Annotated in this window: 20 protein-coding genes and 1 pseudogene; all 21 read right to left on the bottom strand. The window is 41.5% G+C overall.

Going from position 1 to position 21,347, the window contains the following annotated elements; translation table 11 throughout:
• Window positions 1–58 precede the first annotated feature (58 nt).
• Window positions 59–346: a ribosome assembly RNA-binding protein YhbY gene (yhbY, locus tag EO126_RS04515; RefSeq protein WP_006556842.1), complete on the bottom strand. Its 288-nt coding sequence runs from the start codon at window positions 344–346 to the stop codon at window positions 59–61.
• Window positions 347–364: 18 nt separating this feature from the next.
• Window positions 365–1,639 carry a GTPase ObgE gene (obgE, locus tag EO126_RS04510; RefSeq protein WP_006556843.1) on the bottom strand — a complete coding sequence of 425 codons (1,275 nt, stop codon included), beginning with the start codon at window positions 1,637–1,639 and terminating at the stop codon, window positions 365–367.
• 61 nt (window positions 1,640–1,700) lie between these two features.
• Window positions 1,701–2,867: a S41 family peptidase gene (locus tag EO126_RS04505; RefSeq protein ID WP_006556844.1), complete on the bottom strand. Its 1,167-nt coding sequence runs from the start codon at window positions 2,865–2,867 to the stop codon at window positions 1,701–1,703.
• Between the two features lies 1 nt (window position 2,868).
• Window positions 2,869–4,065, bottom strand: coding sequence for a murein hydrolase activator EnvC family protein (locus EO126_RS04500; protein WP_006556845.1), 1,197 nt, complete (start codon window positions 4,063–4,065; stop codon window positions 2,869–2,871).
• Between the two features lie 13 nt (window positions 4,066–4,078).
• On the bottom strand, window positions 4,079–4,966 hold the full coding sequence (gene ftsX, locus EO126_RS04495) for a permease-like cell division protein FtsX (RefSeq protein WP_040771339.1): 888 nt from the start codon (window positions 4,964–4,966) through the stop codon (window positions 4,079–4,081).
• Window positions 4,956–5,642 carry a cell division ATP-binding protein FtsE gene (gene ftsE / locus EO126_RS04490; protein ID WP_006556847.1) on the bottom strand — a complete coding sequence of 229 codons (687 nt, stop codon included), beginning with the start codon at window positions 5,640–5,642 and terminating at the stop codon, window positions 4,956–4,958. Before ftsE ends, ftsX begins: the two co-directional genes overlap by 11 nt.
• Before the next feature lie 16 nt (window positions 5,643–5,658).
• On the bottom strand, window positions 5,659–6,591 hold the full coding sequence (locus EO126_RS04485; RefSeq protein ID WP_006556848.1) for a transketolase family protein: 933 nt from the start codon (window positions 6,589–6,591) through the stop codon (window positions 5,659–5,661).
• Between the two features lies 1 nt (window position 6,592).
• Window positions 6,593–7,426 carry a transketolase gene (locus EO126_RS04480; protein ID WP_006556849.1) on the bottom strand — a complete coding sequence of 278 codons (834 nt, stop codon included), beginning with the start codon at window positions 7,424–7,426 and terminating at the stop codon, window positions 6,593–6,595.
• A 155-nt stretch (window positions 7,427–7,581) separates the two neighbouring features.
• On the bottom strand, window positions 7,582–8,676 hold the full coding sequence (gene csaB, locus EO126_RS04475; protein ID WP_006556850.1) for a polysaccharide pyruvyl transferase CsaB: 1,095 nt from the start codon (window positions 8,674–8,676) through the stop codon (window positions 7,582–7,584).
• Window positions 8,669–10,711 carry a DUF5693 family protein gene (locus tag EO126_RS04470; protein ID WP_006556851.1) on the bottom strand — a complete coding sequence of 681 codons (2,043 nt, stop codon included), beginning with the start codon at window positions 10,709–10,711 and terminating at the stop codon, window positions 8,669–8,671. The genes csaB and EO126_RS04470 overlap by 8 nt, the downstream gene beginning before the upstream one ends.
• Window positions 10,712–10,724: 13 nt before the next feature.
• Window positions 10,725–11,414, bottom strand: coding sequence for an LmeA family phospholipid-binding protein (locus tag EO126_RS04465; RefSeq protein ID WP_006556852.1), 690 nt, complete (start codon window positions 11,412–11,414; stop codon window positions 10,725–10,727).
• Window positions 11,415–11,429: 15 nt separating this feature from the next.
• Window positions 11,430–12,537, bottom strand: a protein-coding gene (gene prfB / locus EO126_RS04460; RefSeq protein WP_225723651.1) for a peptide chain release factor 2 whose coding sequence is annotated in 2 segments (ribosomal slippage) — window positions 11,430–12,479 and window positions 12,481–12,537 — 1,107 coding nt in all. Because the reading frame shifts where the segments join, the coding sequence is not laid out codon by codon here.
• 87 nt (window positions 12,538–12,624) lie between these two features.
• A complete protein-coding gene (secA, locus tag EO126_RS04455; protein WP_006556854.1) occupies window positions 12,625–15,069 on the bottom strand; it encodes a preprotein translocase subunit SecA in 2,445 nt (814 codons plus the stop codon).
• A gap of 285 nt (window positions 15,070–15,354) precedes the next feature.
• A complete protein-coding gene (locus EO126_RS04450; protein ID WP_006556855.1) occupies window positions 15,355–16,185 on the bottom strand; it encodes a MetQ/NlpA family ABC transporter substrate-binding protein in 831 nt (276 codons plus the stop codon).
• A 20-nt stretch (window positions 16,186–16,205) separates the two neighbouring features.
• On the bottom strand, window positions 16,206–16,868 hold the full coding sequence (locus tag EO126_RS04445) for a methionine ABC transporter permease (protein ID WP_225723650.1): 663 nt from the start codon (window positions 16,866–16,868) through the stop codon (window positions 16,206–16,208).
• Window positions 16,865–17,065: an NIL domain-containing protein gene (locus EO126_RS10920; RefSeq protein ID WP_231160819.1), complete on the bottom strand. Its 201-nt coding sequence runs from the start codon at window positions 17,063–17,065 to the stop codon at window positions 16,865–16,867. The genes EO126_RS04445 and EO126_RS10920 overlap by 4 nt, the downstream gene beginning before the upstream one ends.
• 225 nt (window positions 17,066–17,290) lie before the next feature.
• Window positions 17,291–17,887, bottom strand: a pseudogene (locus EO126_RS10915) (methionine ABC transporter ATP-binding protein); the annotation flags it as partial.
• Window positions 17,888–18,453: 566 nt separating this feature from the next.
• A complete protein-coding gene (gene hpf, locus EO126_RS04435; RefSeq protein ID WP_006556859.1) occupies window positions 18,454–18,984 on the bottom strand; it encodes a ribosome hibernation-promoting factor, HPF/YfiA family in 531 nt (176 codons plus the stop codon).
• 282 nt (window positions 18,985–19,266) lie between these two features.
• A complete protein-coding gene (locus EO126_RS04430) occupies window positions 19,267–19,464 on the bottom strand; it encodes a cold-shock protein (RefSeq protein ID WP_006556860.1) in 198 nt (65 codons plus the stop codon).
• 378 nt (window positions 19,465–19,842) lie between these two features.
• Window positions 19,843–20,562, bottom strand: coding sequence for an amino acid ABC transporter ATP-binding protein (locus EO126_RS04425; protein WP_006556861.1), 720 nt, complete (start codon window positions 20,560–20,562; stop codon window positions 19,843–19,845).
• Window positions 20,559–21,215, bottom strand: a complete 657-nt coding sequence (locus EO126_RS04420) for an amino acid ABC transporter permease (RefSeq protein WP_006556862.1) — start codon at window positions 21,213–21,215, stop codon at window positions 20,559–20,561. The genes EO126_RS04425 and EO126_RS04420 overlap by 4 nt, the downstream gene beginning before the upstream one ends.
• Window positions 21,216–21,347: the final 132 nt, after the last annotated feature.

Below are 21,347 nucleotides of genomic sequence, written 5' to 3'. Positions count from 1 at the left end.
CGGATTAACATTCCTATAAGTCAGCAAAACTAATGCATTATGCGATTAATTCAGCTGACTAACGCGGCAATATGATTTTGGGGTCTTTTTTAGCTTTATATAAAACACCATTGTGTCCGATAACCTGTACCAACTCGGCACCAAGCATATCGGCCAATTCTTCAAACGTTTCTTCAGGATCAACAGGCGCATTATTCAATACTTTTACCTTAATCAACTCACGTGCCGTAATGGCCGCACGTGCACTGTCGATAACAGCATCTTCCAAACCGCCTTTACCAATCATAACTACAGCCGGCATAGTACTGGCTAATGCACGCAAAAATCGTTTTTGTTTACCAGTCATAGTCTACCCAATCCTTCCTTATAAATCGTGGAATGTAAAACGTTGTTCACCGATTACCACTTCATCGCCGTCCTTACAGCCACGTTCTTTTAAACGACGGTCCAAATCCATATAGGACCAAATTTTCTGAAAACGTCGTAACCCTTGTTCGTCTTCCAAATTAGTCATAGCTACTAATTTTTCAATACGGGCACCACTGATAATAAACGATGCATCGTCGCCACGCGTAATCGTAAAGTCCGTATCCGGTTTTGCTTCGTAAATTACGGTATCATCCACCGCTTCCGGTTCCGGTACATAGTTTTCAACATAATACCAAGCACGATTTACCAAATCCGGTAAACCTTCACCGGTCAAAGCATTAACAGGAAATACTTCATAACCTTGATCTTTAAAATACTTGGTAACGCGTGGCAATGTTTCTTCATCTTGTAACATATCAATCTTATTCAAAGCAATTAATTGAGGCTTTTTGCTTAATTTTTCGCTGTATTTGGCAAGTTCTTTGTTAATGGTATGGAAATCCTCAATCGGATCACGTCCTTCCATGCCCGACACATCAAGAACATGTATTAAGATATTGCTTCGTTCCACATGGCGTAAGAAGGAATGACCAAGGCCTACCCCTTCACTGGCCCCTTCAATAAGTCCCGGAATATCGGCCATAACAAAGCTTTGACCTTCCGCTACCGACACAACGCCGAGTACCGGAGTCAATGTGGTAAAGTGATAGGCCGCCACTTCCGGTTTGGCAGAAGATACTTTACGAATAATACTGGATTTACCCACGCTCGGATATCCCAATAAACCTACATCGGCCAATACTTTAAGTTCCAATTGCAACCAACGTTCTTCACCCGGTTCGCCTTTTTCGGCAAATGTAGGCGCACGATTGGCACTGGTATGGAAATGAGCATTGCCGCGACCGCCGCGACCGCCTTTGGCCACCACATAGGTCTGACCGTCTTCGACAAGGTCAGCCATTAATTTACCGCTTTCTTCGTCTTTTACAGTCGTACCCAACGGTACGGGAATAATCATATTATCGGCACCACGGCCGTATTTATTACTGCTCTGACCGCCTTCACCGGCCGGTCCTTTAAACTGTCTCTTATATCTGAAATCAACGAGAGTATTGATATTTCTGTCCGCTTTTAAAATGATGTCCGCTCCTTTACCGCCATCGCCGCCGTTAGGGCCGCCGTTAGGAACATACTTTTCGCGTCGGAAACTACTCATCCCGTTGCCGCCGTCACCGGCTTTCACAAAAATTCGTGCACGATCGATAAACATAGTTTTCATCCTTTACTGATAGTAATATGGGCGGTAACTCAAATCAGCTACCGCCTCACTATTATTTTGTCTTTAAAATTTCCAATGCTTTCTGCAATTGTGTATCATCACTTTCACTCTTGGCATTGTCAGGTAATTCCACTTCCACATCAGGTTTGATGCCGATGCCGTCAATTACCCTGTCATTCGGTGTATGGTATTTGGCAATGGTAATCTTAATACCTTCATTGCCCGGTACGCCCAAAATAGTCTGAACTGTCCCTTTACCATAGCTATTGATACCTACGATGGTACCAACCTTTTCATCCTGCACCGCACCGGCAATAATTTCCGATGCACTGGCAGATCCTTGGTTAATAAGCACAACCATCGGAATGGCAGGCTCTAATCCTTCAGAGTCATACGACTCTACCTGTCCGGAACGATCCTGAATCGTAACAATAGGACCGGCCGGTAAAATATAATTGGCCACTTCCTGAGCCGTTGTCAATAAACCGCCCGGGTTATCGCGCAAATCAAGCACAAGTTTCGTCATGCCTTGATCTTTTAATTCCTTATATGTTTTGGCAAAATCAGGACCTGTAGGCTCTGCAAATTGGCTGATTCGGATATAGCCGATATGATCTTCCAACATTTTGCCCTTAACTGTAGGTAACGTAATTTGTTTACGTGTGATAGTATAATCCTTTATTTCATTATCACGCATCACTGTAAGAACGACTGTGGTTCCTTCTTCACCGCGAATCATCTTCGACGCTTCTTCCATCGATAAAGTGGATGTATTCACACCATCAATCTCTACAATAATGTCGCCGGATTTAATCCCCGCCTCGGCAGCCGGTTGCCCTTCAATGGCAGTAGCTACTTTCATGATACCTTCTTTATCCTGACCGAGTACTATGCCGACACCGCTGTAACTGCCCGATGTTTGCATGTAAATATCGTTGTATTCTTTTTCATTAAGATACTGACTATGTGGTTCTCCCAATGAATCAATCATGCCGTCCAAAGAACCTTCAAATAAAGAAGCTTTTGACACCGGATCCATATAAAAATGGCTGGCTACAAAATAAGTAAAGAAAAATTTTACGGCTCCTACCGGAGACCCTGAAATATACCAAAATACGAGCCACATAAAAACGATGCCCGCCAGTGTAAATTTAACGGCAAATCGGATGCCGGACCACAGGGAATCCGGCAACCACCGTTTGAAAAAGTCTCTGCTCATCTTATAAATACCCTAACGGATTTACAGGATCACCGTTTACACGGACTTCAAAGTGAACGTGAGGTCCCGTAGCGTTACCCGTACTGCCTGCATAAGCAATAACAGTACCTTTACTTACGGATTGACCTTCCGAAACAGCGAGGTCGGAGTTATGAGCACATAAAGTAGAAATACCATTACCATGGTCGATAACAACGGCATAACCGTAACCGTCCATCCAACCGGAATATACAACCGTACCGGAGTCGGCCGCATGTACCGGCGTACCTTCATCAACCCCGATATCAATACCGGAGTGAAAAATTTGACGACCGAAAATAGGATGTTCACGCCAACCGAAACCAGACGTAATAACACCGGATACCGGCCAAGCCAATTGGCCTGTGCCCTGTACATACGTGTAATCACTGCCGCCACCGCTTGATTGAGCGGCTTGTGCAGCTGCTGCCGCAGCGGCTGCTCTTTCAGCGGCACGTTGTTGCAACATAGCACGAATTGCATCGGATGATGCCTGTAAATCAGCCTGCATCTGTTCCGCTACGGCTTTATCATTTTGAGCCTGTGCTAAGATTGCTGACTGTTCGTCTTTCTTCTTCTGAATAACCGCTTGTGCTTCACGTGCTTTATTTTCAAGCTCTACAACTTTAGCACGATCCGCTTCCAAGGTAGCCTTACGTTGTGAAATTTCTTCACGTTCCGTCTTAATACTGCTGATTAGTTTAATATCGGCATCAATAATACGTTTCAACATTTCTACTCGATTGGCAAAATCGCTGAAATCTTTTGCTCCGATAATAACTTCCAAATAGCTGAGACGGCCGTTAATATAAATATCACGAACACGTTTATTGAAAACACCTTCCCGTTTAGACAAGCGGGCCTGTGCCTCTGCTAATAATTTTTCATTTTTAACAATTTCATTTTCTACAGCCATACGCTGCTGTTCGTAGTTTTTCAGATTAGCCGTGGCCTGATCCAATTCCACCTGAATCTGATGTAATTGTTCAGACACATTCGTAATCGTAACTTCCGCATTGGCTTTTTTATTGCCTGCTTCTTCCATCTGCTGTTGAATGCCGCTGAGCTGATTATTTAAATCCTCGTCTTCGGCATAAATGGTCGTAAGCGGTACGGATGCTAACATGGTGGTACTTAAAAGAACGGCCGCAATGCGCATGGATAATTTATTATTTGCCATACCAACCCTTCTCTTATACCTTCATATACTGTTTCAACGAAATAGTGGAACCGATTGCCCCTACCAATACACCGACGCCTAATAAAATAGCGCTTAAGTCATAGAAGAACGGGAACATAGGAACCAACGGTAAAAAGGCTAAGGAGTTTTCCACTTCAAGTGTAATGAAATGATAAAATTCCCAAACACAGGCCGTCGCAATCGCCCCGCCGATAAAACCGAGTAACATACCTTCAATGAGGAACGGCCAACGAATAAACCAGTTAGTGGCCCCTACATATTTCATGATACCGATTTCTTTACGACGCGCGAATACGGTAAGTCGAATCGTATTGGAGATAATAAACAAGGTTGCCCCTGCCAAGAACGCAATTAAAGCAATACCACCGATACGAATAACTTGCGTCATTTTGAAGATTTGTTCAATTACATCCTGCCCATAATGAGCACTTTCCACTTCAGGGAACGTAGCTACTAATTTAGCCGTATTTTTAACTTCTTCCGGGTTTTCAAATGTAATCACATAAGCAGACGGCAACGGATTATTACCATCCAAAGCGGCTACCAAACCTTGTTGATCGCCAAGACGTTCTTTAAAACGCTTCATGGCTTCGTCCTTATTGACGAACTCGATTTTCTTGATATCAGGCAAGGCTTTTAACTTCTTACCTACTTCCATAACCTGATTGGTAGTCAAACCATCTTTCATGTAAATACTGATTTCTACCTGACTTTCCAAATTGGAAGCCAAGTTGTTAAGATTAACAACGCCGGTAGTAAATACACCCAGAATAAATAAAGATAATGCTACTGTGGAAATTGACGCTAACGTCATGAGACCGTTGCGGCTCATAGACTTGAGCGCCTCTTTCACAAAGTATCTGAACGTTCTAAGCTTCATTGAATTCAGCACCTCGCATTCTATCACTGATTACGCGGCCATCTTCCAATGCAATAACCCGCTTATTTAAATATTTAACCATTTCCATGTCATGCGTTACCATAACAATGGTTGTGCCCGAATTATTAATCGTTTTGAACAACTCAACAATACCCTTACTGGTATTAGGGTCCAAGTTACCAGTCGGTTCGTCGGCAATAAGCACTAACGGTTTGTTAACGATGGCACGGGCAATGGCGACACGCTGTTGTTCACCGCCACTCAAATCCTGCGGTAAATCATTAGCCTTATGGCCTAGCCCGACCATATCGAGTACGGAGGCAACCCGTTCTTTAATAACACTCGGTTTTTCTTCAATTACTTCAAGAGCAAAGGCGATATTTTCCGCTACCGTTTTATTCGGTAAAAGGCGGAAATCCTGGAATACGATGCCTAAACGGCGACGTAAATACGGAATTTTCCGTTTCTTCAAATGAGATACTTCCATGTCATTTACGATAACGGTTCCCGAATCAGGTACTACTTCATGTGATAATAGTTTGATAAACGTGGATTTCCCAGCCCCACTAGGACCACAGATAAGTACAAACTCACCCTTCTCAATATGTATAGTTACGTCATCCAAAGCCAGCGAGCCATTGTCGTACACTTTGTTGACATGGTTAAATTGAATCATTGATTAACTTCCTTTACTATTTTCGTTCAATTGCTGTTTTTGCAGCACTCACGATATCTTCAGCAGTAAGGCCGTATTTGGCCATCAACTCTTTAGGTGTACCGGATTCACCGAATGTATCTTTAGTGCCTATACGAATAACAGGTACAGGTGCGAATTCTGTTACTACTTCGGCTACGGCAGCACCTAAACCGCCATAAATATTATGTTCTTCAGCCGTTACAATAGCACCGGTTTCTTTGGCCGCTTTAACGATAGCATCTGCATCAATCGGTTTGATGGAGGCCATGTTTAATACGCGAGCTTTAACATTTTGTTCAGCCAATAATTTAGCAGCCTGCACAGCAGGACCTACCAAAGCCCCGCAAGCAATGATGGTAACATCAGTACCTTCAACCAATTGTGCAGCTTTACCCGGTGTAAATTCATAACCTTCCGGTGTCACATCATCAACACCGGCACGGCCTAAACGTACATATACAGGGCCTTCATAATCAGCTGCCCATTTGATAACGGCTGTTGTTTCAGCTTCATCGGCAGGAACTACAACCTTCAAATTAGGAATGGCACGCATGCAGGCAATATCTTCAAGACTTTGGTGAGTCGCACCGTCTTCGCCAACGGTAATACCGGCATGAGTGGCACAAATTTTTACATTTAATTTAGGATAACATACAGCATTACGCACTTGTTCAAAAGCACGGCCTGTAGCAAACATAGAGAATGAAGATACGAACGGAATTTTACCGGCCGCTGCCAAACCGGCTCCGACGCTGATTAAATTCTGTTCCGCAATCCCAACGTTAAAGAAACGATCCGGATAGGCTTTTTTAAAGTTATCCGTTTTAGTGGATTTAGATAAATCCGCATCCAATACGACTATATTTTTATTAGCGGCACCAACAGCCACCAAGGCATTACCATATGCTTCACGTGTTGCTTTACCCATCTTACACCTCCAACAATTCGGCTACGAATTTTTCATATTCTTCAGCGGACGGTGCTTTACCGTGCCAACCGGCCTGGCCTTCCATTTCCTTAATGCCCTTACCTTTAACGGTGTTCATAACAACAGCCGTCGGTTTATCGGTACAAGCTTTAGCTGCTTCAATGGCATTATGTAATTCATCAAGGTCATGGCCGTTAACTTCAATTACATTCCAGTTGAATGCTTCAAATTTAGGTGCGATCGGTAATGGAGACATTACTTCACGAATGTCGCCGTCAATTTGAAGACCGTTGAAATCGATAAAAGCAGTAAGATTGTTAAGTTTATAGAAACCGGCAAACATAGCGGCTTCCCAAACCTGACCTTCTTCCAATTCACCGTCACCGAGAACGGCAAATACGCGATAGTCTTTTTTATCAATACGACCGGCCAACGCCATGCCGCAAGCCGCACTGATGCCTTGACCCAAAGAGCCGGTGGACATATCAACGCCCGGTGTATGTTTCATATCGGGATGGCCTTGTAACATGCAATCAATTTTACGCAAATTTTCCAATTCAGCTTTGTCAAAAAATCCTTTTTCAGCTAAAGTAGCGTATAAGGCCGGTGCCGCATGACCTTTTGATAATACAAAGCGGTCACGATTACCGTCTTTAGGATTCTTCGGATCCACATTCATTTCTACGTAATACAATAACGCCATGAGGTCCGCAATGGATAAAGAACCACCCGGATGACCCGATTTAGCGGCGGTTACGGCTTTGAGAATGCTTACGCGAATTGCAGTCGCCTTTTCTTGAACCAACGACTTCTGCTCAGCTGTTAATGTTGTCATAAAGACCCTCCATTCCTTTTAGGAAAATAAGTAACGCAGATTTTATATTCTAAACGAAATAATCGATATAAAACAATTATTATTGTAAACCTTTAACACAGTAATTGCCAGTATTGCCCGAAGCATAGCACAGCTACGGCTTCTATATTAGACTTTTATTTAGGCGTATCCAGCAAGGATAAAGCAATATGAGCGTTTTTAAGAGATTCCTCACGAAGCTTAACAATGCGTTGTACCACCTGTTGCTGTAACGCGGAGTTTTCAAGGAAACTTGCCGTTGATTCATAGATGGTATCACTGCTTACTTCGTCTAAAGTTCCTACCGGCTCTTGACCGATCATATGTAAGAAATTAGTAATCTTAGGATCATACGAAATTCCTACAACCGGCTTCTCCATTAAGGACGCAAACACCAAAGCATGTAAACGAACGCCAATTAAAACATCCATACAGCCTTCCAACGAAAGAAGCTCTGTTGTGTTGTACATGCGCTCCAGTACCACCGGCTCGCTTTTCATTAAACTCTTAATAGCCAAAGCCTCTTGCGTATCCGCCGGATGCTGCATCGGAATAAAGACTACTTGGGCTCCCAACTCCTCGTGTAAGCGATCTAATGCTTTAGCCAGTTCATTGCGATATGCTACAGAATGCTTCCAATTGCGAACCGACACCCCTACCCGATAACGTACACCGGATAACTGATACGGTTTGAGCAATCGTTTGCCGATAGTTTTATCAACAGGATGCATGGCAAGAACTGCGTCGGCAGTCACCTGAATCGGCACTTTGGTTACACCCATGTCGAGTAATTCTGCTTTAGAACGCTCGTCCCGAACCGTAATCATAGTCACCTTATTCAAAACCTGACCGACAATCTGGCGGGCGCGCTTACGACGCAACGGACCGATGCCCTGTGCATAGAGCATAACCCGCTTGCCGAAGCTGGTTGCCAACGTAATAATACTTAAATAATAATATAAGCTACGTTTACTCGTTACATCCTGCAATAAACTGCCACCACCGCTGATCAGTAAATCACAACGACCAATGGCATTTAAAATACCGAACATATCAAAACGTCCGATGGCCTTTACGCCGTGATTCGCTGCGGTATGTGCCGGATTTCCGGAAATAACGGTAATATCCGCATCCGGTACTACTTCCAGAATAGCCTCCAAAATGGCGGCCAACATGGCTTCATCACCTGCATTCCCGAACCCGTAATAACCGGAGATAACAAGTCTAGTCATTGGCTACCTCCCGTTTTTGTGCCCAAGAAATAATGTAGGCTAAAAAGCGGAATACTAAAATTGCCAGAACGCCGAAAATCAAGCCCAACCAAAGGCCGTCATAACCGCGGGCAATCGACATCATAACAGGTGTTCGTAAATGACAGAAAGTTTCTACCAAAGAACCAATACCGATAACGCCGGCAATAGTAAACACAAAATGTAAGACCATCGGCCAGCGACGTAAGAGTGCAAAGGAAGCCAACATCAAAGCCGGATGACCGATTAAAAATTCTTTTTCACGCGGACGTGCATACAATGTGTTCTCTAAGAAACGACGCAAAGCAATTTCAAAGCCGGGCACCGGAACTCCCGCCGTATGACCGCTGCGTCCTACGAAGACCCAAGCAACCATACCTAAGAGACCAAACACAATAATCATATAAATCTTAACATCCAAGATTAAGAAAGATTTCATGAAGTCACGACATTCAGGCCAAGAATCAACAGTTCGTCCCTGCCAAAGCGGAAATCGTTGCATATAGGCGATAACTGTTAATATGATTGGTGCCACGAATACCAACTTAACGCCTCGGAATAAGGCAAATTCCATAAAGAAACGTGTATTGCCAAGCATAGCGGCGATTAAGATACCGCCGATAGCGGCGATCAGAGCCGCACCGACAAGATAAATGCCTGCATCCAAAGTGGCACGCCATGGTCCCACTTTAGGACCTGCAGCCCGACGAAGCCAGCAATCCATAATAAGTATGATTGCCACTACCGGAGCCGCTATGGCTGTACTTAATGCCCAAATCTGCGTAATTAAGGTACCGCCGGTTACCGTATACAATACAACCGTAATCAAAAGCAAGGTAAAGTTTAATACCAGCTGACGATGCGTACGCATAGGCAAGAATAAATTAACCATAAACGTAAAGAGCGCTACTGCTCCGGCCATAGTCAACACAACAGCTATAGGACTTGGCGAGTATGGCGGATACACAGAAGCTCTGCCAAAGGTAAAGCCGCGATCTTCAAGTTTTTCTTTGAGCGACTTCATATAAGTAATGCTTGATTCCAAGGCCGTTTGATTGTCAACGCCTTCTTCGTAAATCGGCAATAAATTGAAACGAATATTACGTTCAATATCACTGATATAAAAACGCTGCGATACTTCTTCAGGCGGTAATTTTTTGAATTCATCCTTAGCAATCGTATACAAGCGTCCTACACTGTATTCATCGGCTACAGCCAAGTCATTATTAAACCCGACCTGATTTTCATACTGTAACTGGTTTACGGCTTCAATCCCTACAATCGGAATACGCAAATTATGCAAATATTCATTAGTAAGGCCGATATAATTAGGATAGCCAAGGGCCTCTTTACCAACAAAAACCATGCCTGTTATATTGGGAATACCGTCTAAGCGACTAAACACAAGATCTACATTTTCTTTCGTCACCTGCTTAAAATTAGTAGGTCGTACAATAACATCAAAACCCTGGCGACTTACTTCTTCAGCTTGTAAACGTGAGATGCTTAAATTCATATCCATCAGCGCCTCGTATGGCTGTGCCAATGCCAATACAGGGCCGCGATTCGAATACATAACGCCTACTTTGTCCTTACCTAAACGTTGTACCAAATCTTCGTGAATTTCTTTGAAGTAACCTTCTTTACCCGGATCCGCTACTATATATGTGTAACCCGGCTGAGGTTGAGGACCGTAGAATTGAAGAATAAATGCTTCTTCACCGGGATACACCAAAACTTCACCGGCATCACGTGCTTTGGCAAGGGTTCTGTCATAAATGGCCATCCCTGTAACACCCGCTTCTTTCAAAGCTTTAAGGGCATCCTCAGTACTTCTTTTTTCAAACGAAGAAGCTCTCAATACAGCATCATAGTCGACTATATTTTCAATCTGATTCTGTGCTTGCTCCACAGCATGACGCTGTTGTACCAGAAATAATCCGGCCAACAAACCGATAATAATAATCGCAATAAGGACTAAAGAATGTTTTCTCTCTTTTCTATTAGTTTCCTTCACAGTAACACCTTTCTTACTTACTTATCGGATTGACAAACAAATGAAGTTCTCCATTTTCTGTTTCAATGCGATCGGCTTTCACAGGAATTGGGAATTCCGCAAAGTCATAAACAGTAATTTGTTTTAATACAGAGGCATTCAAGCCACCGATGCCGGCACCGTTAATTTCAAAGCGCTGCGGTGAAAATACGAGTGCATTGTTTTTAATTTCCAATTTGCCTTTAATATTCGCAGTGCCTCTGACAAAGCCCATATCTACGGAACCGATAACTTCAATACCGTCGGAATTAATCACAACATCTTTAATAGATAAACCTTTGACAGCTTGTTCCATAAAGGTTTTTAAATCGGCAGACGTTACCGTACCTTCGATTTCACCCTTACCCATCTGCTGAATTTCCATGGTTTGATTCATAAATAAAGCAACCGGGCTGAATTCTAAATTATTTACGTCCATATGAACATCGGCAAAATTCAAGTTGCCCAATTTAACATTTTCTAAGACACCGCGCATAAGATCAACACGACCGCCAACCATGGCAATAGCCGGTGAAGATTCAATGCGTAACGAAATAGTTTCCGGATGTAATTTATTACTGATTTCTCGTTCCAGTTTGTTTGCCACAAAGCCCGGCAAAAAGAATTGTGCCGCTACTACCACAGCTACTATGACAATAACCAAAAAGGCGATAAACTTTTTCATCTGTGTAATCGTCTCCTATATTTTCAAATTAGCTTCTTTTTTCAAATAACCTTCCATAAAGGCATCTAAATTACCGTCCATAACGGACTGAATATTCCCCGTTTCCACACCGGTACGATGATCTTTGACCAAATTATACGGATGGAATACATAGGAACGAATTTGACTGCCCCATTCAATAGCTTGATAGGTACCGCCGATTTTTTCTTTTAACTCAGCTTGCTTTTCCAATTCCAACTCAAACAATTTGGCTCGTAATAATTTCAAAGCCTGTTCACGGTTCTGAATTTGAGAACGTTCGCTCTGACATTGTACTACGACACCGGTTGGAATATGCGTCATACGGATAGCCGAATCGGTTTTATTAATATGCTGACCGCCGGCACCGCTGGCACGATACGTATCGACACGTACATCCTTCATATCAAGATGAATATCTACCGTATCGTCAATTTCCGGCATAACATCAACCGCCGCAAAGGATGTATGACGTCTTGCATTCGCATCAAACGGAGAAATACGGACCAGACGATGTACCCCTTTTTCAGACTTCAAATACCCGAAGGCATTTTCACCCTTAATAAGGAATGTAGCGCTTTTAATACCGGCTTCATCGCCCGGTTGTTCATCCATCATAGTAATGGCAAAACCGTGCTGTTCCGCCCAACGCAAATACATACGAATCAACATGGATACCCAGTCTTGAGCTTCTGTACCGCCCGCACCGGCGTGGAATGTTAAAATCGCGTTATTTGTATCATACTCACCGCTTAAGAGGAGTAATACTTCACGCCGTTCCACTTCTTCCGTAATATGCTCTACCGAAGTCTTGAGTTCCGATTCCATAGAAACATCCTGCTCATCAATAGCCATTTCCAGCATAAGCTTTAAGTCTTCAATTTCGCTGACCAACGCTTTATAGCCTTCTACCGCATCTTTAAGCTGAGTTGCTTCTTGAGATATTTCTTTTGCCGAATCGGGATCATTCCAAAACTCGGGGTCACTCATTTTAACATCTAACGTAAATATACGATCTTCCTTCTGAGCGATGTTAAAGTGAATCCCTCATTCCATAAATTCGCTCCTCTAAATTGTCAATAGGGCCTTTTAAATCCTCTAACAATCTATTCACCTCTTTCTAATATTTCTTACCAAAAGCAGAAAATGGCCGTGCCGAAATATCTCCCGGCGACGAACCATTCTGCGTTTTCTAATCTACATTTTGTGGTTCCAACACATCATCATGATGGGTTTGCGCATTGGCCAGGGGATCGGCAGCTGATTCTTCTTCAATCACATTGTCATTCAATTCAATACGAATGCGATAGAGATACATAATCGTATCTTCCTGAATGGCTTCAATCATAGCTTCAAACATATCATAAGCTTCAAATTTGTATTCAACAAGCGGATTTTTCTGACCGTATGCACGAAGGCCGATACCTTCACGCAACATATCCATCGAATCAAGATGTTCCATCCATTTGCTATCCACAACTTTAAGCATTACTGCTTTTTCGAGTTCACGCATATTGGCTTCACCAATAAGCTGTTCTCGTTTATTATATTCTTCATGCGCAATATCAAGTAATCGTTCTTGCAATTCACCGCGGCCCAAATCTTCCATTTCAGCCACTGTAAGCTGTCCCGGTTCTAAGAAGAAAAGCTCTAAATGTTTCAATAGACCTTCATAATCCCATTCTTCCGGATATAATTTTTCATCGGCATATTGATTCATAGCTTTAATTGCTAATGAATCAACCATTTCCATAATGGTATCACGCAAAGAATCATTGCCCAAAATTTTGCGGCGTTGGTCATATAATACTTCACGCTGCTGGTTCATAACATCGTCATATTCCAAGATATATTTACGAATATTGAAGTTATGATTTTCTACCTTCTTCTGAGCTCGTTCAATGGATTTGGTAATCAAGGAATGTTCAATCGGTTCATCCTCTTCCATGCCGAGTTTGTCCATCATGCCGGAAATATTATCGGCACCGAAAATACGCATCAAGTCGTCTTCCAAGGATAAGAAAAACTGACTGGAGCCCGGATCGCCTTGACGACCGGAACGACCGCGCAACTGATTGTCGATACGGCGGCTTTCATGACGTTCTGTACCCAAGATATGGAGACCACCAAGTTCTGCCACGCCTTCACCTAAGGAAATATCCGTACCGCGACCGGCCATATTGGTAGCGATAGTTACCATACCGCGTTGACCGGCATTGGCTACAATTTCCGCTTCTTTTTCATGATGTTTGGCATTCAATACATTGTGTGGCACTCCGCTCTTAAGAAGCATGTCACTCAATTGTTCGGATTGTGTAATCGAAGTAGTACCTACCAATACAGGTTGTCCTTTCTTATGGCGTTCTACTACATCTTTAACAACCGCCTTATATTTAGCCTTCTTAGTTTTGAAAATTAAATCAGGCAAATCTTTACGTAACAACGGACGATTTGGCGGAATTTCATATACTTCCAAACCGTAAATGTTGTTAAATTCCTGTTCTTCCGTCTTAGCTGTACCTGTCATACCGGCTAATTTATCATACATACGGAAATAGTTCTGGAAGGTAATGGATGCCAAAGTCTGACTTTCGCGTTCAACTTTGAGACCTTCCTTAGCTTCGATAGCTTGATGCAAGCCATCAGAATAACGACGGCCGAACATCAAACGGCCGGTAAATTCATCGACAATAACAACCTGACCGTCTTTTACTACATAATCTTTGTCACGATGCATCATAGCATACGCACGCAACGAAGCATTTAACAAGTGATTCAATTCCAAGTTAGCCGAATCATATAAGTTTTCGATTTTAAGCATTTTTTCGACCTTTGCAATCCCCGATTCCGTAGGTGCAATAGTTTTTTGCTTTTCATCAATCGTATAATCTTCGCCGGCTACCAATTGCGGTACTACCTTGGCTAACGTATAATAGCTGTCCGTGGAGCGTTCCCCCGGACCGGAAATGATGAGCGGTGTACGTGCTTCATCGATGAGGATGGAGTCAACTTCATCGACAATTGCATAATTCAATGGCCGCTGTACCATCTGCTCTGCATGGATAACCATGTTATCACGCAAATAGTCAAAACCGAATTCATTGTTAGTACCATACGTAATATCAGAAGCATAGGCCAATTTACGTTGGTTATAATCGAGATTGGCTACAATAAGACCAACGCTTAAGCCAAGAGCCCGATATAATTTACCCATCCACTCGCTGTCACGCTTAGCCAAATAATCATTGACCGTAACAACATGTACGCCTTTACCGGTTAATGCGTTCAAATAAACCGGCAATGTAGCCACCAAAGTTTTACCTTCACCGGTACGCATTTCTGCAATATTACCGCGATGCAAAGTAATACCGCCGATAAGTTGCACATCAAAATGGCGCATGCCGAGCACGCGCTTCGAAGCTTCACGAACAACCGCAAAAGCTTCCGGTAAAATATCATCCAATGTTTCACCGTCAGCTAAGCGTTTCTTAAACTCCTGTGTTTTTGCAGCCAACGAACTGTCGCTCAAACTGCTAAAACTTGGCTCCAAGCCATTAATTTCGTCCACGATGGTACGCATTTTTTTAATCTCGCGTGCACTGTTATTACCAATTAATCGTTGTATAAAATCAAACAAATATCTCAACTCCTTAGGTCTGTATATTCTCTTATATACATATTCAATTAATTATATCACAAAGTTTCTAAAAAAACCAAAATATACAATTGAAGTCATAAGCTTTTTACATATTATATACCTAAGTATGACTAAATATATACATATTTTCAAAACATCTGTTTCAACTGAAAATACCCGGTACAGGATCCAAGGTAATTAAGCTTTAAAAATAATAATAACCCTCTCAACTGAAAGGGTCATTATTATTCTATTCGACAATTTTCATTGTGTAATTATGACTTTTTATTTGTTTTCGGGCACGTACCATAAACCGTTATTATGTGTCTTCATGTATTCTTTGAATTCAGGAGAATTGTACGCATCTTTCAAATCTTTAGCCCACTGGGTATCTTTGTTTTTGTCCAATACAACAAGCTGTAAGAGCAAGTATGGTAAAATATCTTCTTTCATCAAAGCAGTGGAAGGATCAATCTTGGCATTATATACGATAGCGCCAGTAATTACAATGTACGCAAAGTCGGTACGAACGGACGGAATCGTTAAGGATTTCATTTCTACAAAATTAAGATGATGCGGATTTTCGATAATATCGGCTTTGGTTACCGTAGCTAAATCTTTATTAGGATCAAGCTTGATAAGACCTGCTTTTTGGAGCAAAGCATACGCACGAGCCGTATTGGAAGCATCATTCGGAACAGCAATGCTATCGCCGTCGGCCACTTGGCTCAACTGAGTTTTGGAGCCAGGATAAATACCGGCCGGTACAGTCGGAATCGGAGTCAAAGCTACCAAATGACCGTTTTGTTTTTTATTGAAGTTGTCCATGTACGCCGTATGCTGTTCAACGTTGAAGTCAACTTCCCCGTCATTTAAGGCTACGTCGGCCTGAAACAAGTCGGACATGTCACGAGCTGTAATTTTATACCCTTTCTTTTCCATAATTGGTTTAACAGCTTGTTCAAAAAGCTCCGAATAAGGGCCCTGCGATTTACTGAATACCAAATCTTTTTTGTCTGCCGATGAGGAATCATTACCGCAACCGGCTAATAATACGGCGCCTAATACAGTGGCCGCCAACAACACACCAATTTTCTTAAAACGTTTTAAATTCATAATACCCCTGCTTTCTTTTCTCAACGATTACGCATCTTAAATGCGAAATGATTACCCACAGTTTGAATAATCTGAACAAAAATAACAAGCACAACTACAGGAAACAACATGAGTGGGAAATTTAAGCGTTCATACCCGTAAGTAAGCGCCAAATCACCAACCCCGCCGGCACCGATAGCCCCGGCCATCGCCGTAGCTCCGATAAGACCGATTGTCCCGGTCGTAACCGATAAAATTAAGGATGCTTTTGCTTCCGGCAAAATAAAATACCAAACAAGCTCAAAGTTTGAAGCACCCATGGCTTGTGCGGCTTCGATAATCCCCTTGTCTACATTGAGTAACGAATTTTCAAATAAACGCGTTAAATACGGTGCAATAAAAATAACGAGCGGAACTAACGCGGCCGTCGTACCGATACGGGTGCCGATTAACAATTTCGTTAACGGCAAGATAAATACCATCAAAATGATAAAAGGCACACTGCGAATAACGTTCACTATCGTATTAACAACAGCAAACACATAATTATTTCTTAGAATACCGTCCTTATTTATCAAAACTAAGATGACGGCTAAGATAAGACCGATAATGGATCCGATTATGAGCGACACAAATACCATATACAAGGTTTCTTGAGCCGCCAAGATAATCTGTTCATTAGGTACTCCCAAATCAGGCATCATAATGTAATCACCTCACATTCAAGTCCTGCGTCACACATATATTTTTTAGTTGCCCCAATTTCTTCGGGAGCCCCGGTTATCTGTAAAATAAAAATCCCCAATGCAGAATCCTGTAACTGATTAACCGATGCAAAAACGATATTGGTTTCAACATTAAATTTATGATTCACTTCGTAAATAACATTTTTAGTCACCATGTCACCTAAAAAGCGTAACTTCACCAACTCATATGGTCTTGTTTCGGCTTTTAGCTGAGCTACGATATTATCCGGAATACGTTCCGGAATAACCGTCTGCACAAAACGTTTGGTCATACTTTGGGTCTGATGACTGAATACATCGAGCACCGTGCCCGTTTCAACAACACAACCATGTTCCATGACGGCTACCCGATTACAAATTTTCTGAATTACGTTTATTTCGTGCGTTACCAATAAAATGGTAATGTTAAATTCTTTGTTGATTCGTTTTAACAACTTCAAGATGGCTTCCATTGTTTCCGGATCCAACGCACTGGTTGCTTCATCGCAAAGTAAGATTGACGGATTGGTAGCCAGCGCACGGGCAATCCCGACACGTTGCTTCTGACCGCCCGATAATTGTGTCGGATACGCATTGGCTCGGTCCGGTAAGTTTACAAACTCCAATAACTCTTTAACGCGTTTTTCGATCTCATCTTCCGACACTTTATTCAAACGTAACGGAATGGCAATATTGTCATACACTGTCTTAGAGTTCAACAAATTAAAGGACTAGAAAATCATACCGATGCCTTTACGAACTTTGCGTAACTCATTATGCGACAATTCATTAATGTTAACACCGTCAATGAGAACTTCACCGGCGGTCGGTTCTTCCAATGCATTTACCATACGCAATAATGTTGACTTCCCGGCTCCGCTAAAGCCGACAATCCCGAAGATATCACCGTCTTGAACTGTTAATGATACATCTTGTAAGGCTCGGACATGTTGCTTTTTTATCACAAACTCTTTATCAATATGTCTGAGTTCAATCATAAAATCCCCCCTATTGTATAAAAAAAGGCCTACCGCCTCCATGACAGAGGCGGTGGCCCGCGGTTACACTCTGTTTACAACCGTATAATTATAAAATGCATTATCGATTGCACTCAAATACCATAACGACGGTTCAACGTGAACACCTACAATTATTTCAGCATTCCCACTCACAAAGGCATTTCGTGCCAACTACACCGTAATCAACTCTCAACCAAGGTTTATCTCTCTGTTCGGTTCATTGAACGTACTTGTTTTGATCATCGTGTTTATATATGCATTTAACTCATAATCTAAAGAATACTGTTATAATAGGTATTAAGTGAACTGTTGTCAAGTCCAATTTTATTAAAAACTCATATAAAAATAACTGACGATTAGTAAAAATCATAATAAAGATAGCTCTATACCGAATCCTATAAATCAGAACCTTCTGACATTCAGTCTTAAACAAAATCTCCAGATAAACAAAAAGCTGTAGCAGATCATGAACTCACAATCTGCTACAGCTCATTATATATTCAGTTATCTAAACGTCCTATGGTGTTCTCCCTAAGGAGTGACCATTAAACCTCCGGCTCAATTAAACCATAGGAACCGTTTTTACGGCGATATACTACATTCATAACTTCAGTTTCTGCATTGTAGAACATAAAGAAGTCATGACCAACCAAATTCATTTGCATAATAGCTTCTTCCACACTCATAGGTCGAATAGCAAAATGTTTGCGGCGAACAACGCTGATTTCTTCTTCTTGAACAGGTACTTCCGGTACATAAGCATCCGGTTTGAAGCCTGCTTCTTTCTTGAATCGACGTGCCAAACGAGTTTTATATTTATGAATCTGACGAACAATCTTATCGACTACTAAATCGATAGATGCATACATATCTGTATTCGATGCTACACCGCGAAGTACAATACCTTCAACGAAACAAGTTAATTCAACTACACGATTTTCTTTTTCTACTGAGAGCACAGCTTGTACATCAAATGGTGCATCGAAATAACGAGCAAGCTTATCTACACGTTTTTCCAAATACTCACGAAGAGCCGCAGTTACTTCTAAATTCTTACCTCTTACTGTTACTTTCATATGAAACACCCTTTCTTCCCAAGTTCTAAACTTCGAACTTGTTTCTATGTTTATATAATTCTCCGTAGGTGTACAAAAGTCCTCTTTATTTTTTGAAAAATTTTTAAATTTTTTATTAAATTTTTACAAACTTCGATAGCATCGATAAATACTGCATTTCTCTATCTTTTCAATATCAGGCAAATCGAATAAAGGTACAGATCAAAACATTCTCGTAAAATATCTGTCATAATGCAGGCAAATAAAAAAGACCGGCCGAAGCCGATCTCTCAGTGTAGTTATTTATGCTTTAGTGACATTCGTAGCCTGTGGGCCGCGAGGTCCGTCAACGATTTCAAAGTTTACTTCTTGACCTTCGTTCAAGGATTTGAAACCATCTTCCTGAATCGCGGAGAAATGTACGAATACATCGCCACCGTCTTCTCTTTCAATAAATCCATAACCTTTTTCTGCACTGAACCACTTAACTTTACCGAGCATAAAAAATTCCTCCTAAAAAATCCCTGCATTAGAGTACTTATGATACCCTTCAATAAGGTTAGCACAGAGAGTATTAAAAAACAAGTTTATTATGCTGTATATGCATTATAAGTATACATACAATTATTTATGGCTCCATTATGCAAAAGTAAACATCTTGTTAATTATTTAGTAAAGATTTTTAACTAATAATGAGTGAGAAATACCCATACAGACTAGATTTATCACGATTTTAAATTTTAAAAATCAAATACTCATAGATTATATTTCTGATTTGATAAATTTTAAAACTCACTGCTATTTAGTCATAAATTATTAAAATTTATTCATCGCAGAACTCATTAAATAACGCCCTTAATTAAGGGCGTTATAATATAGTTATAAAATTTTCGACAAGAATAACTGAGTTCGTTCATTTTTCGGATGCTCAAACACTTCTGCCGGCGTACCTGCTTCAAGAATCTTGCCTTCATCTACAAATAACACGCGAGTCCCCACTTCTTTGGCAAAACCCATTTCATGAGTTACCACAACCATGGTCATGCCCTCTTTAGCAAGACTTTTCATAACATCAAGTACTTCGCTTACCATTTCCGGATCAAGTGCCGAGGTTGGTTCGTCAAAGAGCATCACTTTAGGTTTCATCGCCAAAGCACGAGCAATAGCTACACGTTGCTGTTGACCGCCGGATAATTGTTGCGGATATGAATCGGCTTTATCTCGCAAACCGACTTTGGCCAATAACTCAAGGGCAATTTCTTCCGCTTCGGCCTTAGAAATTTTACGAATTTTCTGCGGTGCCAAGGTAATATTATCAAGCACCGTCATATGCGGAAATAAATTAAAACGTTGGAACACCATGCCTACTTCGGCACGCACATTATTAATGTTCTCTTTTACATTTAAATTCATACCGTCTACGATAACATCACCGGAGGTCGGTTCTTCCAAATAATTCATGCAACGCAAAACGGTACTTTTACCGGAACCGGACGGTCCGATAATAACAACCACTTCTCCACGTTCCACATGAAGATTAATCCCTTTAAGGACATCGTTTTTCCCAAAACTTTTATAAACATCAATCATCTTAATCATTTGATATTATATCTCCTTTCAAGGAATGCAACTAATTGCGAAATACTTAATGTCATAATTAAATAAATAATCGCAACGGCTGTCCAAATTTCAAAGGAGCCGTAAGTTCTGGCAATAATCAACTGACCGCGACGAGTCAATTCTTCAAAACCGATAACCGATACCAAGGAAGTATCTTTCATCATGGCAATGAATTCGTTACCGAGCGGCGGAATAATCGCTTTAAATGCTTGCGGCATTACGATATAACGCATCGTTTGCCCCCAAGTGAGGCCTAAGGAACGGCCCGCTTCCATCTGCCCTTTATCAATCGATTGAATCCCGGCACGGAAGATTTCGGAAACATAAGCACCGGAGTTAATACTACAAGCCGTAACAGCTGCTACATACGGATTGATGGACTGACCGATAACCATTGGCAATGCAAAATAAATCATAAAAATCTGAACCAACAGCGGTGTACCGCGGAATAATTCTACATAACATTTAACCAATAAGCGAACAATTCTAAAACGTGACAAATTGGCCAACGCGGCAATCATACCAATGAAGAAACCGCAACCTACTGCCATTACCGTAATTTGAATCGTAATGACCGCCCCTTGTAAGAGAATCGGTATATTATCCCAAATTAAACTCCAATCGAAACTCATAACTAACCCTTTCCTTATTACTAATACTTACCAATCACTGTATACTCTAAAGCACCATATATTACCGAGTAATATTTATACTGTTTTATATGCTTACGCTATTATAGATGTATTTTTATACAATGTCAATAG

It is taken from the genome of Veillonella seminalis, assembly GCF_003992065.1.
Lineage (GTDB): Bacteria > Bacillota > Negativicutes > Veillonellales > Veillonellaceae > Veillonella_A > Veillonella_A seminalis.
The sequence above is the reverse complement of the archived record's forward strand: the minus strand, read 5'-3'. Positions and strand labels throughout refer to the sequence as shown.